Genomic DNA, 13,289 nt, shown 5'->3' with positions numbered 1-13,289 from the left:
GGCGTCAGTTCGCCGAGCGCCGGTCCCGCACCGTCCGCCAGCGCTCCACGAGCCGCCCGTAGGCCTCGCCCGCCGCGGCCCCGTCCCCGTTGCGCAGCGCCTCGATGCCCGCGGCCACGTCCGCCGCCGAGTGGTCGTCCTCCAGATGCCCGACCGGCAGGGTGTGCACGAGCCCGCCGTAGTCCAGCTCGACCAGCGAGCGCGGATGGAATTCCTCCAGCCAGCGCCCCACGTCCACCAGGCCGTCGATGAGCGGCCCGTCGTCCAGGGTCTCCTTGAGCGTCTTCAGGGCCCGTGCCGTCCGCCGCCGCGCCTGCACCATCGGCGTCCGGTAGCGCAGCACCGGTGCCACTCCGTCGCCGTCCGCCCCCTTCTCGTACTGCCGCTCCTCGTCGGAGACGAGCACGAACCAGTTCAGCGGGACCTGCCAGGTGGAGCTGCGGATCCACGGGCGGGCGTCGGGGTTGCGCACCAGCCAGCGCTCGTAGTCCAGGGCCGCCTGGCGGCGCACGAGCGGCGGCAGGACCGCGTCCAGGACCGACGCCGGCAGTTCCTCGGCCAGCTCGCCCAGCGCCTGCCAGCCGCGCAGCCGGGTGCGCCAGGGGCAGACGCAGAGCACGCCGTCGACGCTCAGGACGAACGCGTCGCTGCTCTCGTGCACCGGCACCGGGATCGGCGGGGTGGGCAGCAGATCGGCCAGGGAGCGTCGCAGTTCGTCCTGGTAGGAGGGGCGCTCGGCACGCCGGGCGTAACGCGCCCAGTGGCCGCGCTCCGGCTCCGGAAAGGCGGCCAGCGGTTCGTACACGCGCAGATAGGACGCGTACGGGACGATCACCGAGGACACCTTGGGCACCCCTGCTCCCTCCCCAACGGATCGGACGCGAAACCCGGGCCGGAAACCCGCTCGACCGGCTCACGAACAACCGGGAAACCACTGCAAATCGTCCCACGGTCATGCGGAAACGTACTCCGGGAGGGGGTGATCCTGAACACTGCGCCGATGGTGACCGGGCGCAGGCTCTAATCTCGTGCCCACGGAAGCCCGCCATCCGCACGGGCACCGTCTCCAACCGCCGCTACTTACCTGGGAGTCACCACCGTGACCGACGTAACCGGCGCGCCTGCTGATGTACTGCACACCCTGTTCCACTCGGACCAGGGCGGTCATGAGCAAGTCGTGCTCTGCCAGGACCGGGCCACCGGCCTCAAGGCCGTCATCGCCATCCACTCCACCGCCCTGGGCCCCGCCCTCGGCGGTACGCGCTTCTACCCGTACGCGAGCGAGCAGGAGGCCGTCGCCGACGCGCTGAACCTCTCCCGCGGGATGTCGTACAAGAACGCCATGGCCGGTCTCGACCACGGCGGCGGCAAGGCCGTGATCATCGGGGACCCCGAGCAGATCAAGAGCGAGGCGCTGCTCCTCGCCTACGGCCGGTTCGTGGCCTCGCTCGGCGGTCGCTACGTCACCGCGTGCGACGTCGGCACCTACGTCGCCGACATGGACGTCGTGGCGCGCGAGTGCCGCTGGACGACGGGCCGCTCGCCCGAGAACGGCGGCGCCGGCGACTCCTCGGTGCTGACCGCCTTCGGGGTCTTCCAGGGCATGCGGGCGAGCGCTCAGCACCTGTGGGGCGACCCGACGCTGCGCGGCCGCAGGGTCGGCGTCGCAGGGGTCGGCAAGGTGGGCCACCACCTCGTGGACCATCTGCGCGAGGACGGCGCCGAGGTCGTGATCACGGACGTACGGGACGAGTCCGTACGGCGGATCCTGGACCGGCACCCGACCGGTGTCACGGCGGTCGCGGACACCGAGGCGCTGATCCGGGGCGACCATCCCTCCGGGGGGATCGACATCTACGCCCCCTGCGCGCTGGGCGGGGCGCTGAACGACGCGTCCGTGCCGGTGCTCACCGCGCGGATCGTGTGCGGCGCCGCCAACAACCAGCTGGCGCACCCGGGCGTCGAGAAGGACCTCGCGGACCGCGGGATCCTGTACGCGCCGGACTACGTCGTGAACGCGGGCGGGGTCATCCAGGTCGCCGACGAACTGCACGGTTTCGACTTCGACCGGTGCAGGGCGAAGGCCGCGAAGATCTTCGACACCACGCTGGCCATATTCGCACGTGCGAAGGAGGACGGGATTCCGCCGGCCGCCGCGGCCGACCGGATCGCCGAGCAGCGGATGGCGGAGGCGCGCCGCCGGGGATAGCGGAACCTTCCATTCCGGCACATTCCGTAGGTGTCTCGATGCTTGTCAGGGACCCGCCGAGGGGACACTTGGAGAGAACTCTCACTCCCGTCGGCGGGTCGTCCGCCAAGAAGAGGTTAAAATCGCGGTTGACCAGCGAGGACAGGGCACCTCGCGGGTTCTGGGCGTAGGCGCGTCCTGCGGGCGACGTACCGTATGGGCGCGGGCTCAGGTACCGTGGAAGCCCTACGGACCGGTCTCTCCACGGAGAGCCCGTTCCAGATCATGAACGCGTGTCAAGACTCTGGGGCCACCGAGCCCCGTATCCGAGGGGGTCGAGCCATGGGGCGCGGCCGGGCAAAGGCCAAGCAGACGAAGGTCGCCCGCCAGCTGAAGTACAGCAGCGGCGGGACTGACCTCTCGCGTCTGGCCAATGAGCTGGGCGCTTCGACTTCGAGCCAGCCGCCGAATGGCGAGCCGTTCGAGGACGACGACGAGGAAGACGACCCGTACGCCCAGTACGCGGATCTCTACAACGACGACGATGAGGACGAGGACGACCAGTCCGGTCCGCAGTCTCAACGTCGCGGCGCTTGACGCACCAGCGTCCCTCGCAGTTTCCGCGATCTCTCGTAGCAGTAGCGGTGAGCAGATCTCAGTTGGCGGATTTCTCGTAGCAACCGCACTTCACCCGGTCCGGGGCCTCAGCGCCGGACCGGGTTTCGTGCTGTCCCGAGGGCGCCGGGGGCCGCGTGGCCCCCGGGTGCCTCAGTTCGCGTAGTCGCCGATCAGGGCCGCGCCCGTCGCGTGCTCGCCGCGCTCGGTGATCTCACCGGCGATCCAGGCGTCCACGCCGCGGTCCGCGAGGGTGGCCAGCGCCACGTCCGCCGATTCCTCGGGGACGATCGCGATCATGCCGACGCCCATGTTCAGCGTCTTCTCCAGCTCCAGGCGCTCGACGTGGCCCGTCCTGCCGACGAGGTCGAAGACCGGCGCCGGCGTCCAGGTCTCGCGGTCGACGATCGCGTGCAGCCCGTCCGGGATCACCCGGGCCAGGTTGGCCGCGAGGCCGCCGCCGGTGATGTGCGAGTAGGCGTGCACCTCGGTGGTCCGGGTGAGCGCCAGGCAGTCCAGCGAGTAGATCTTGGTGGGCTCCAGGAGCTCCTCGCCGAGCGTGCGGCCGAACTCCTCGACCTGCTGGTCCAGGCTCAGCTTCGCCCGCTCGAAGAGGACGTGCCGGACGAGGGAGTACCCGTTCGAGTGAAGACCGGAGGCCGCCATGGCGATCACCGCGTCACCCTTACGGATACGATCCGCGCCCAGCAGCCGGTCGGCCTCGACCACACCCGTACCGGCGCCCGCGACGTCGAAGTCGTCCGGACCGAGCAGGCCCGGGTGTTCGGCCGTCTCGCCGCCCACCAGGGCGCAACCCGCGAGCACACAGCCTTCGGCGATGCCCTTCACGATGGCCGCCACGCGCTCCGGGTGGACCTTGCCGACGCAGATGTAGTCGGTCATGAAGAGCGGCTCGGCGCCGCACACCACGATGTCGTCCATGACCATCGCGACCAGGTCGTGGCCGATGGTGTCGTACACGCCGAGCTGCCGGGCGAGGTCGACCTTGGTGCCCACCCCGTCCGTCGCGGAGGCGAGCAGCGGGCGCTCGTAGCGCTTGAGGGCGGAGGCGTCGAAGAGGCCGGCGAAACCGCCGAGGCCGCCGAGGACCTCGGGGCGCTGCGTCTTCTTCACCCACTCCTTCATCAGCTCCACGGCGCGGTCGCCCGCTTCGATGTCGACGCCGGCAGCCGCGTAGGAAGCACCGGTACTGCCCGGGGACGGGGTCCCCTGATCGGACACAGCAGACATTGCCTGGGATCTTTCGGGTTGGTGATACGGGGCTCTGCGGCGCTTACGGGCGACGGATGGCGTCGGCCGCGGCCGTGGCGGCGGGACCCGCGGCCAGCTCGGTCTCCAGGAGCTGCTTGCCGAGCAGCTCGGGGTCCGGGAGCTCCATCGGGTACTCGCCGTCGAAGCAGGCGCGGCACAGGTCCGGCTTGGCGATGGTGGTCGCCTCGATCATGCCGTCGAGGGAGATGTACGAGAGGGAGTCGGCGCCGAGCGAGGTGCCGATCTCCTCGATGGTCATGCCGTTGGCGATCAGCTCGGCGCGGGTCGCGAAGTCGATGCCGAAGAAGCAGGGCCACTTCACGGGCGGCGAGGAGATCCGGATGTGGACCTCCGCCGCGCCCGCCTCACGGAGCATCCGGACCAGGGCCCGCTGGGTGTTTCCGCGCACGATCGAGTCGTCGACGACGACCAGGCGCTTGCCCTTGATGACTTCCTTCAAGGGGTTCAGCTTCAGGCGGATGCCGAGCTGGCGGATGGTCTGCGAGGGCTGGATGAAGGTCCGCCCGACATAGGCGTTCTTGACCAGTCCGGCGCCGAACGGAATCCCGCTGGCCTCGGCGTAACCGATCGCGGCGGGCGTCCCGGACTCCGGAGTCGCTATGACCAGATCGGCCTCTACAGGGGCTTCCTTGGCCAGCTTGCGGCCCATCTCGACACGCGAGAGATACACGTTCCGACCGGCGATGTCCGTGTCGGGGCGGGCCAGATAGACGTACTCGAAGATACAGCCCTTGGGCTTCGCTTCCGCGAATCGCGAGGTGCGCAGGCCGTTCTCGTCGATGGCGACGAACTCGCCCGGCTCGATCTCCCGGACGTAGGCGGCGCCGCAGATGTCGAGGGCGGCGGACTCGGAGGCGACGACCCAGCCGCGCTCCAGGCGGCCGAGGACCAGCGGGCGGATGCCCTGCGGGTCGCGGGCCGCGTACAGGGTGTGCTCGTCCATGAAGACGAGGCTGAAGGCGCCCTTGACCTGCGGGAGGATCTTGGCGGATGCCTCTTCTATGGTCAGCGGCTTGCCGTCGTCGTCGACCTGGGCCGCGAGCAGGGCCGTGAGGAGGTCGGTGTCGTTGGTGGCGGCCACCCGGGTGGTGCGGCCGTCCTGCTTGGGGAGGTCGGCGACCATCTCGGCGAGCTGCGCCGTGTTGACGAGGTTGCCGTTGTGGCCGAGCGCGATGGAGCCGTGCGCGGTGGCACGGAACGTCGGCTGGGCGTTCTCCCACACGGAGGCGCCAGTGGTCGAGTAGCGGGCGTGACCGACCGCGATGTGACCCTGGAGCGAACCGAGCGAGGTCTCGTCGAAGACCTGGGACACGAGGCCCATGTCCTTGAAGACGAGGATCTGGGAGCCGTTGCTGACCGCGATACCCGCGGATTCCTGGCCTCGATGCTGGAGGGCGTAGAGCCCGAAGTAAGTGAGCTTGGCGACCTCTTCGCCCGGAGCCCAGACACCGAAGACGCCACAAGCGTCCTGGGGGCCTTTCTCACCGGGGAGCAGATCATGATTGAGTCGACCGTCACCACGTGGCACGCCACCGAGTGTAGGCGAGATCGACCACTGGTCCGAATTGGGGATACGGGACTCTAACGGATCACTTGTCGGCCACCGCACCGACGGTCGTTCCGTTTGCGCTGGTCAGCACGAAGGAGCGATGATCCAACTCGTATGCGACCGTGCCGCCGAAGAGGCGCAGCAGGGTCCTCTCGGTGTCCATGAGTGAGCGGTCGCACATCATCCGGGTGGTCCTGGCGGTGCCGAGGGTGATATGTCCGTCGCCGACGGTGGCCTTCGCGGACACCTGGTTGCAGCCGAGGCGCCCGGAGAGGGTGCCGTTCTTCTCGTCCAGGGTGAAGTGGGCCTCGGCTCCCTGCGGGAGTGACTGGGACACGTCCGCGTTGCCGAGCGACGTGATGGTCCACTCCGTGCCGTACAGGGGCGCGTCCTTCTCCTCGGTGAGACGGACGCGGTCGCCGTCGGCGGTGGTGAGCGTCAGCTTGTCGCCCTCGACCTTCGTGGTGAAGGTGTCGTCGACGAAGGCACGGGTCAGGCTCTCCTCGAAGGTCATCGGGTCCTTCTGGCAGCCCATGTCGGTCATCTGGATCTCTCCGAAGTCGACGCGGTCCCCCTTGAGGGTGGCGGTCGTACCGAAGCCGTTGCAGCCGAGGTTGCCGCTGACCCGGCCGTCCTCGCCGATCCGCAGATACGCGCTGTCGGGTGCCTGCCGGGTCCGTCCGTCCACGGTGAGGCTGTCGACGGTCCAGTGGACGCCGGTCACCGGTGACGAGGCCGTCCCGGCGGAGCCGCTCCCCGCCGTCTCGGTGCCGCAGGCCACGGCGAGCGGAAGCAGGGTCAGGACGCTGAGGGTCAGTCGCTGCTTGTCCATGACGGTGTGACGGGACGGGTGGGGTGGCCGGTTCCCTCCAGGCCCTGGCGGCCTCGGCCCGAATCCGGGCGCCTCAGCCCATCAGGGGCAGCAGTCCGCCGAGGTCGGCCCGTTCCCCGCTCGCGCTGACCTTGGCCTCGTCCAGTGCGGCCCTCCACTCCGTACGCCCTGTCGCGAGCCGGATCCAGGTCAGCGGGTCGGTCTCGACGACGTTCGGCGGGGTGCCTCGGGTGTGCCGGGGCCCCTCGACGCACTGCACGACGGCGTACGGCGGGATCCGCACCTCCGTCGACGCGCCGGGCGCCTTCACGGCGAGGGCGTCGGCGAGCAGCCGGGTGCAGGCGGCGAGGGCGTGGCGGTTAAAGGGGATGTCGGTTCCGGCGGCCCGGTTCAGGTCGTCGGTGTGGACGACGAGTTCGACGGTACGGGTGACGAGGTAGTCGGCGAGGGTCATGGCGCCGGTGCGGGCGGCGAGCAGCCGGTCGTCGGAGGCCGTGAGGAGGCGCCCGATGAGCCGCTTCCCGGTGCGGGCGTAGAGCGCGTCGAGGTCGGGGTTGTCGGCGGCGAGTTCGCGGGTGCCGTCGGCGATGTCCTCGGCGCGGTCCGCCGTCGCGAACGGCCAGTCGAGCAGCGCGAGTTCCTTCGTGCCGGGCTCCGGCCGGTCGAGGTTCCGGCTGACGGTCTCGACGGCCATGGTGATGTGCGCGGCCAGCTCCCGCACGCTCCAGTCCCCGAGGTCCGTGGGCCGCGCCAACTGCTCCTCGGTCAGGTTGTAGACGCCCTCCCGCACATTCCCGAACTGCGCGAGCACGGCCACGCGGATCTTGGCGGGGTCATAGGTACGGGCGCGTTTCCTGGCCGGCGGCATGCGCCGAGCCTAGTCGGCGCGGGGCAGCCGGTCGGCGAGGTGGTCGGCGGTGAGCACGGCAGTGAGCACGGCAGTGAGCACGGCAGTGAGCACGGCAGTGGGCACGGCAGTCTCGGCGAGGCCCGGTGCGGGAACGTCACGCTTTGCGCGCGTAGTCCCCGAGTCCCTGTTCCACCAGCGCGAAGGCCCGCTCGGCGAGCCGGGGCGCGTCGGCGGCGACGGACTCCACGCTCTCGCCGGCGTCGACCCGGCGGTGGTGCTCCTCGACCAGGGCGTTGCGGGCGGCGCTGAGCGTGGCGGCGGCGATGGTGGCGAGGGTCAGGTCGCCGGTCTCCTCGGCGAGGGCGGCGGCCAGGTCCCGGGTGCCCTTCTGGGCGGCGAGGAAGGCGCGTTCCATCAGCACCGGGGTCTCCATGACGAGCCCGCGCACCTGGCGGGCGAACGGCTCGCTGTGCAGGCCGACCGAGGGGTCGCGGTTCTCGACCATCTCCAGGAAGTGCCGGCGCACGGCCGACACCGCGGACTCGCCCGACCCCCGCTCGCGCACGGCGCGGGCCGCGTCGCCGAAGTGCTCCTCCACGGGGCGGAAGACCAGGTCCTCCTTGGTGCCGAAGTAGTTGAAGACGGTCATCTTGGAGACCTCGGCGGCATCGGCGACCTCCTGCACGGAGACGTTGTCGAAGCCGCGCTCGACGAAGAGCGCGACCGCGGTCCGGTAGATCCGCCTCGCGGTCTGCTGCTTCTTGCGCTCGCGCAGCCCCATCACCTCAGCCATGCGGTCACTGTACCAAGGCCAAATTTAATCCCGGATGAAAGATTGACTTGGTACACACTTCTGGCCCATGGTGATGCCCATGACCGAGACCCAGCGCAGAATCGGCTTCCTCGTCTGCCTCGTCACGATCGTGCTGGCTCTGCTGGACCTGCAGATCGTGTCCGCGGCCACCGTCCCGATCGTCCGCGACCTCGATCCCGACCACGGCATCGACAAGATCCCGTGGCTGGTCAGCGCCTACGCGCTCGCCTCGGCGGCGATGCTCCCGCTGTACGGCAAGCTCTGCGACGTCCTCGGCGCGCGGCGTGTCTTCACCGGCGCGATCGCCACCTTCCTGCTCGGCTCCGCGCTGTGCGGCGCCGCCCGGTCGATGGACCAGCTCATCGCGGCCCGCGCGCTGCAGGGCCTCGGGGGCGGCGGGCTGATGAGCATCACCATGGTGGTGATCGCTCAGCTCAAAGGGCCCGCGGGGCGAGGCGACGGCTCCGGCGGAGGCACCAACGCCGGCGGACTCGTCGCCGGCGGCGCCCTGGCGGTCGGCCCCTGGATCGGCGGGCTGCTGGCCGACCACGCCGACTGGCGCTGGATCTTCTACGTCAACCTGCCGATCGGCCTCGCGGTACTCGCCACCGCCGCCTTCGCCCTGAAGCTCCCCGAACTCCCCGAGCACCCCGAACACCAGGTGCGCCGCCCGCTGGACTACCTGGGCGCCGGGCTCGCCGCCGCGTTCTCCAGCGCACTGCTCCTGATGACGGACTGGGGCGGCAAGAAGTACGCGTGGACGTCCCCGGAAGTCCTCGGCCTGGCCCTCGCGGCCGCCGTGACCCTCGCCCTCTTCCTGTGGCGGCAGGTACGGGCACCCGAACCGGTGCTCCCGCTCTCCCTCTTCCGGGTCCGTGAACTGCGGGTGGGCTTCGCCGTGCAGGCGATCCTGGGCGGCGCGATGATGTGCGCCATCTACTACGTACTGGTCTATCTGCAGATCGCGCGCGGCATCGCCAGTTCCTCGGCGGGCCTCTACCTGGTCCCGATGGCGGTCGGCCTGGCGGCGGCCGGTCTGCTCACCGGCCCGCTCACCGCACGTGGCTGGTCGGCGCGGACCTTCACCGTCAGCGGCACGGCGACCGCCGCGCTCGCCTTCGCCCTCCTCGCCACCACGACCGGCCCGGACACCTCGCTGTGGCTGATCCGCGGCGAACTCCTGCTGGCCGGCGCCGGGTTCGGCCAGCTCGTCGGCCAGCTGATCCTGCTCGTCCAGGACTCCGCGCCGCGCCATCAGCTCGGTGTGGCCACCACGTCCATCCGCTTCTTCCAGACCCTGGGCAACGCGCTGGGCACCGCCGTCTTCGGCAGCGTCCTGGCCCGCCTGTACGCCGCCCACGGCCCCGGCGGCGACATCACCGCGCTCGCCCGGCTGACCGGAGCGGCCCGTACGGACGGCGTCCACGCCTTCGTCGACGCGACCCGGATCGTGTTCTGGGGAGGGGCCGGACTGATGACCCTCGCCGCACTCCTCGCGCTGAGGCTGCCCAAGGCCGGTGACACCAGGGGCACCGGGACCCCGCCCCGGGAGACCGAACCCGTCCCGGCATGACGATGGCCCCGCCCGTCGAAACGGGCGGGGCCATCCGCTGCGGAAGTCGTGAGCACTAAACCGGTTTAGTGCTCACGACTTCCGGCACACATGCTGGGGAGCCGGCACGGCCAACCGGATTCGCCAACAGCATCCGTCGAAACGGGCGGGGCCATCGGCGTCCTACGACCGCCTACGCGAGCAGCGCCGGGATCGTGCCCTCGTGGGCCGTGCGCAGCTCGTCCAGCGGGAGCGCGAACTCGCCCTGGACCTCGACCGCCGTCCCGTCCACGACGCCGACGCGGGTGACGGGCAGACCCCGCGCGCCGCACATGTCGTTGAAGCGGAGCTCCTCCGAGCGCGGGACGGCGACGACCGCGCGGCCCGCCGACTCCGAGAACAGGAAGGTGAAGGCGTCGAGGCCGTCGGGCACGACCAGCCGTGCGCCCTTGCCACCGAGCAGCGCCGACTCGACCACGGCCTGGATCAGACCGCCGTCGGACAGGTCGTGCGCCGAGTCGATCATGCCGTCGCGGGAGGCGGAGATGAGGATCTCGGCGAGGAGGCGTTCGCGCTCCAGGTCGACCTTCGGGGGCAGACCGCCGAGGTGGTCGTGGACGACCTGCGACCAGGCCGAACCGCCGAACTCCTCGCGGGTGTCGCCGAGCAGGTAGAGGAGCTGGCCCTCTTCCTGGAAGGCCACCGGCGTGCGGCGGGCGACGTCGTCGATGACGCCCAGCACGGCCACGACCGGGGTCGGGTGGATGGCGACCTCGCCCGTCTGGTTGTAGAGCGAGACGTTGCCGCCGGTCACCGGGGTGCCCAGCTGCTGGCAGGCGTCGGCGAGACCGCGGACGGCCTCGGCGAACTGCCACATGACGGCCGGGTCCTCGGGGGAGCCGAAGTTCAGGCAGTCGGAGACGGCGAGCGGCTTGGCACCGGTCGTCGCGACATTGCGGTAGGCCTCGGACAGCGCGAGCTGTGCGCCGGCGTACGGGTCCAGCTTGGCGTACCGGCCGTTGCCGTCCGTGGCGATGGCGACGCCGAGTCCGGTCTCCTCGTCGATGCGGATCATGCCCGAGTCCTCGGGCTGCGCCAGCACCGTGTTGCCCTGCACGAAGTGGTCGTACTGGGAGGTGATCCAGGACTTGGAGGCCTGGTTGGGCGAGCTCACCAGCTTGAGGACCTGGTCCTTGAGCTCCTCGCTCGTCGCCGGGCGCGGCAGCTTGTTCGCGTCGTCGGCCTGGAGGGCGTCCTGCCACTCGGGGCGGGCGTAGGGGCGCTCGTAGACCGGGCCGTCGTGCGCGACCGTACGCGGGTCGACGTCGACGATCTTGCCACCGTGCCAGTAGATCTCCAGGCGGTCGCCGTCGGTGACCTCACCGATGACGGTGGCGATGACGTCCCACTTGTCGCAGATCTCCAGGAACCGGTCGACCTTCTCCGGCTCGACGACCGCGCACATGCGTTCCTGCGACTCGCTCATGAGGATTTCCTCGGGAGAGAGAGTCGAGTCCCGCAGGGGTACGTCGTCCAGGGTCACGCGCATACCGCCGGAGCCGTTCGAGGCGAGCTCCGAGGTGGCGCAGGACAGACCGGCCGCGCCGAGGTCCTGGATGCCGACGACCAGCTTCTCCTTGAAGGCCTCCAGGGTGCACTCGATGAGGAGCTTCTCCTGGAAGGGGTCGCCGACCTGGACCGCGGGGCGCTTCGACGGCTTGGCGTCGTCGAAGGTCTCGGAGGCCAGGATGGATGCGCCGCCGATGCCGTCGCCGCCCGTGCGGGCCCCGTAGAGGACGACCTTGTTGCCGGCGCCGGAGGCCTTCGCGAGGTGGATGTCCTCGTGCTTCATGACGCCGATGGCACCGGCGTTGACGAGGGGGTTGCCCTGGTAGCAGGCGTCGAAGACGACCTCGCCGCCGATGTTGGGCAGGCCCAGGCAGTTGCCGTAGCCGCCGATGCCCGCGACGACGCCCGGCAGGACGCGCTTGGTGTCGGGGTGGTCGGCCGCGCCGAAGCGCAGCGGGTCCACGACCGCGACCGGCCTGGCACCCATCGCGATGATGTCGCGCACGATGCCGCCGACACCGGTGGCCGCGCCCTGGTAGGGCTCGACGTACGACGGGTGGTTGTGCGACTCGACCTTGAAGGTGACGGCGTAGCCCTGGCCGACGTCGACGACTCCGGCGTTCTCGCCGATACCGACGAGGAGGGCGTCGGACTGCGGGGCCTTCTCGCCGAACTGGCGCAGGTGCACCTTCGAGGACTTGTAACTGCAGTGCTCGGACCACATGACGGAGTACATGGCGAGTTCGGCGCCGGTCGGGCGGCGGCCGAGGATCTCCACGACCCGCTCGTACTCGTCCTTCTTCAGGCCCAGTTCGGCCCAGGGCAGCTCGACGTCGGGGGTCGCGGCCGCGTTCTCGACCGTGTCCAGAGGCGTGCGGCTCATGCGTTGACCAGCTTCTTGAGGATCGAGGTGAAGAAGGGGAGGCCGTCGGTGCGGCCGGTGCCGACCAGGGGCTCCACGGCGTGCTCGGGGTGCGGCATGAGGCCGACCACGTTCCCGGCCTCGTTCGTGATCCCGGCGATGTCCCGAAGGCTGCCGTTGGGATTGAAGTCCACGTACCGGAAGACGACCCGGCCCTCCGCCTCCAGCATGTCCAGGGTGCGCTCGTCGGCGACGTACCGCCCGTCCATGTTCTTCAGCGGGATGTGGATCTCCTGGCCGGACTCGTAGTCGGCCGTCCAGGAGGTCTCCGCGTTCTCCACCCGCAGCTTCTGGTCGCGGCAGATGAAGTGGAGGTGGTTGTTGCCGAGCATCGCGCCGGGGAGGAGGTGCGCCTCGGTGAGGATCTGGAAGCCGTTGCAGATCCCGAGGACCGGCATTCCGGACTTCGCCTGCTCGATCACGGTCTCCATCACGGGCGAGAAGCGCGAGATGGCACCGGCCCGGAGATAGTCGCCGTACGAGAAACCGCCGGGCAGCACCACGGCGTCGACCTGCTTGAGGTCCTTGTCCTTGTGCCAGAGAGCGACGGGTTCGGCACCGGCGAGCCTGATCGCACGCTGCGTGTCCCGGTCGTCGAGGCTGCCCGGAAAGGTGACGACTCCAATACGAGCAGTCACTTTCCTGCCTCCGCGACTTCCTCGACCTTGACGGTGAAGTCCTCGATCACGGTGTTGGCGAGGAAGGATTCCGCCAGTTCATGGATGCGGGCGAGCGCGGCGTCGTCCACCGGTCCGTCCACTTCCAGTTCGAATCGCTTTCCCTGACGTACGTCGGAGACACCGTCGAAACCGAGACGCGGCAGTGCACGCTGCACCGCCTGGCCCTGGGGGTCGAGGATCTCCGGCTTGAGCATGACGTCGACTACGACGCGTGCCACTGGCACTCCCGGTGTGTGGTGCTGAGCAGGTCGCTTCAGACTACCCGCACAAAATTTCTACTCGCGTAGATTCGTAGAATCCTACGTGAGCCCGATCACGATCCCGCATCGACGCGGGGGCTCCCACGGAAAATCCTGGGAAAAATCGCGGAAGAGCGGCTGGACACCATTACCTTCGGACACGCGGAAGGTTTTAGTCGGGCTTCA

Annotated in this window: 12 protein-coding genes; 3 read left to right on the top strand and 9 right to left on the bottom strand. The window is 69.9% G+C overall.

Annotated features, from left to right (window positions below):
* Positions 1-4: 4 nt before the first annotated feature.
* Positions 5-853, bottom strand: coding sequence for a DUF8083 family protein (locus tag RV986_RS27710; protein ID WP_475919980.1), 849 nt, complete (start codon positions 851-853; stop codon positions 5-7).
* A 246-nt stretch (positions 854-1,099) separates the two neighbouring features.
* Between RV986_RS27710 and RV986_RS27705 the strand changes: the two genes are divergently transcribed.
* Positions 1,100-2,209: a Leu/Phe/Val dehydrogenase gene (locus RV986_RS27705; protein WP_475919979.1), complete on the top strand. Its 1,110-nt coding sequence runs from the start codon at positions 1,100-1,102 to the stop codon at positions 2,207-2,209.
* Between the two features lie 321 nt (positions 2,210-2,530).
* Positions 2,531-2,785: a DUF3073 domain-containing protein gene (locus tag RV986_RS27700; RefSeq protein WP_037615441.1), complete on the top strand. Its 255-nt coding sequence runs from the start codon at positions 2,531-2,533 to the stop codon at positions 2,783-2,785.
* A 171-nt stretch (positions 2,786-2,956) separates the two neighbouring features.
* Here the strand turns inward: RV986_RS27700 and purM are convergent, their stop codons facing one another.
* The 5 genes from purM to RV986_RS27675 all read right to left on the bottom strand — a co-directional run bounded on the left by purM (position 2,957) and on the right by RV986_RS27675 (position 8,120).
* Positions 2,957-4,054, bottom strand: a complete 1,098-nt coding sequence (purM, locus tag RV986_RS27695; protein ID WP_475919978.1) for a phosphoribosylformylglycinamidine cyclo-ligase — start codon at positions 4,052-4,054, stop codon at positions 2,957-2,959.
* Positions 4,055-4,097: 43 nt separating this feature from the next.
* A complete protein-coding gene (gene purF / locus RV986_RS27690; protein WP_475919977.1) occupies positions 4,098-5,624 on the bottom strand; it encodes an amidophosphoribosyltransferase in 1,527 nt (508 codons plus the stop codon).
* A gap of 61 nt (positions 5,625-5,685) precedes the next feature.
* Complete coding sequence (locus RV986_RS27685) at positions 5,686-6,477, bottom strand: META domain-containing protein (RefSeq protein WP_475919976.1); 792 nt, start codon at positions 6,475-6,477, stop codon at positions 5,686-5,688.
* 73 nt (positions 6,478-6,550) lie between these two features.
* Positions 6,551-7,345, bottom strand: coding sequence for a maleylpyruvate isomerase family mycothiol-dependent enzyme (locus RV986_RS27680; protein WP_475919975.1), 795 nt, complete (start codon positions 7,343-7,345; stop codon positions 6,551-6,553).
* Between the two features lie 136 nt (positions 7,346-7,481).
* A complete protein-coding gene (locus RV986_RS27675) occupies positions 7,482-8,120 on the bottom strand; it encodes a TetR/AcrR family transcriptional regulator (protein ID WP_475919974.1) in 639 nt (212 codons plus the stop codon).
* A 79-nt stretch (positions 8,121-8,199) separates the two neighbouring features.
* Here RV986_RS27675 and RV986_RS27670 point away from each other — a divergent pair, with 79 nt between their 5' ends.
* Positions 8,200-9,714 carry an MFS transporter gene (locus RV986_RS27670; protein ID WP_475919973.1) on the top strand — a complete coding sequence of 505 codons (1,515 nt, stop codon included), beginning with the start codon at positions 8,200-8,202 and terminating at the stop codon, positions 9,712-9,714.
* Between the two features lie 172 nt (positions 9,715-9,886).
* On the opposite strand, the gene purL is transcribed toward RV986_RS27670, so the two are convergent.
* Genes purL through purS form a run of 3 tightly spaced genes read right to left on the bottom strand, consistent with a single transcriptional unit; the run spans position 9,887 to position 13,082 of the window.
* Positions 9,887-12,145 (bottom strand): phosphoribosylformylglycinamidine synthase subunit PurL, encoded by a 2,259-nt coding sequence (gene purL / locus RV986_RS27665; RefSeq protein ID WP_475919972.1) that lies wholly within the window; start codon positions 12,143-12,145, stop codon positions 9,887-9,889.
* On the bottom strand, positions 12,142-12,822 hold the full coding sequence (gene purQ, locus RV986_RS27660; protein ID WP_475919971.1) for a phosphoribosylformylglycinamidine synthase subunit PurQ: 681 nt from the start codon (positions 12,820-12,822) through the stop codon (positions 12,142-12,144). Before purQ ends, purL begins: the two co-directional genes overlap by 4 nt.
* A complete protein-coding gene (gene purS, locus RV986_RS27655) occupies positions 12,819-13,082 on the bottom strand; it encodes a phosphoribosylformylglycinamidine synthase subunit PurS (RefSeq protein ID WP_060898438.1) in 264 nt (87 codons plus the stop codon). The genes purQ and purS overlap by 4 nt, the downstream gene beginning before the upstream one ends.
* Between the last annotated feature and the right edge of the window lie 207 nt (positions 13,083-13,289).

This window comes from Streptomyces sp. RLA012 (assembly GCF_056270325.1).
Note: the sequence above shows the minus strand (reverse complement) of the source record. Positions and strands in the feature narration are given on the sequence as shown.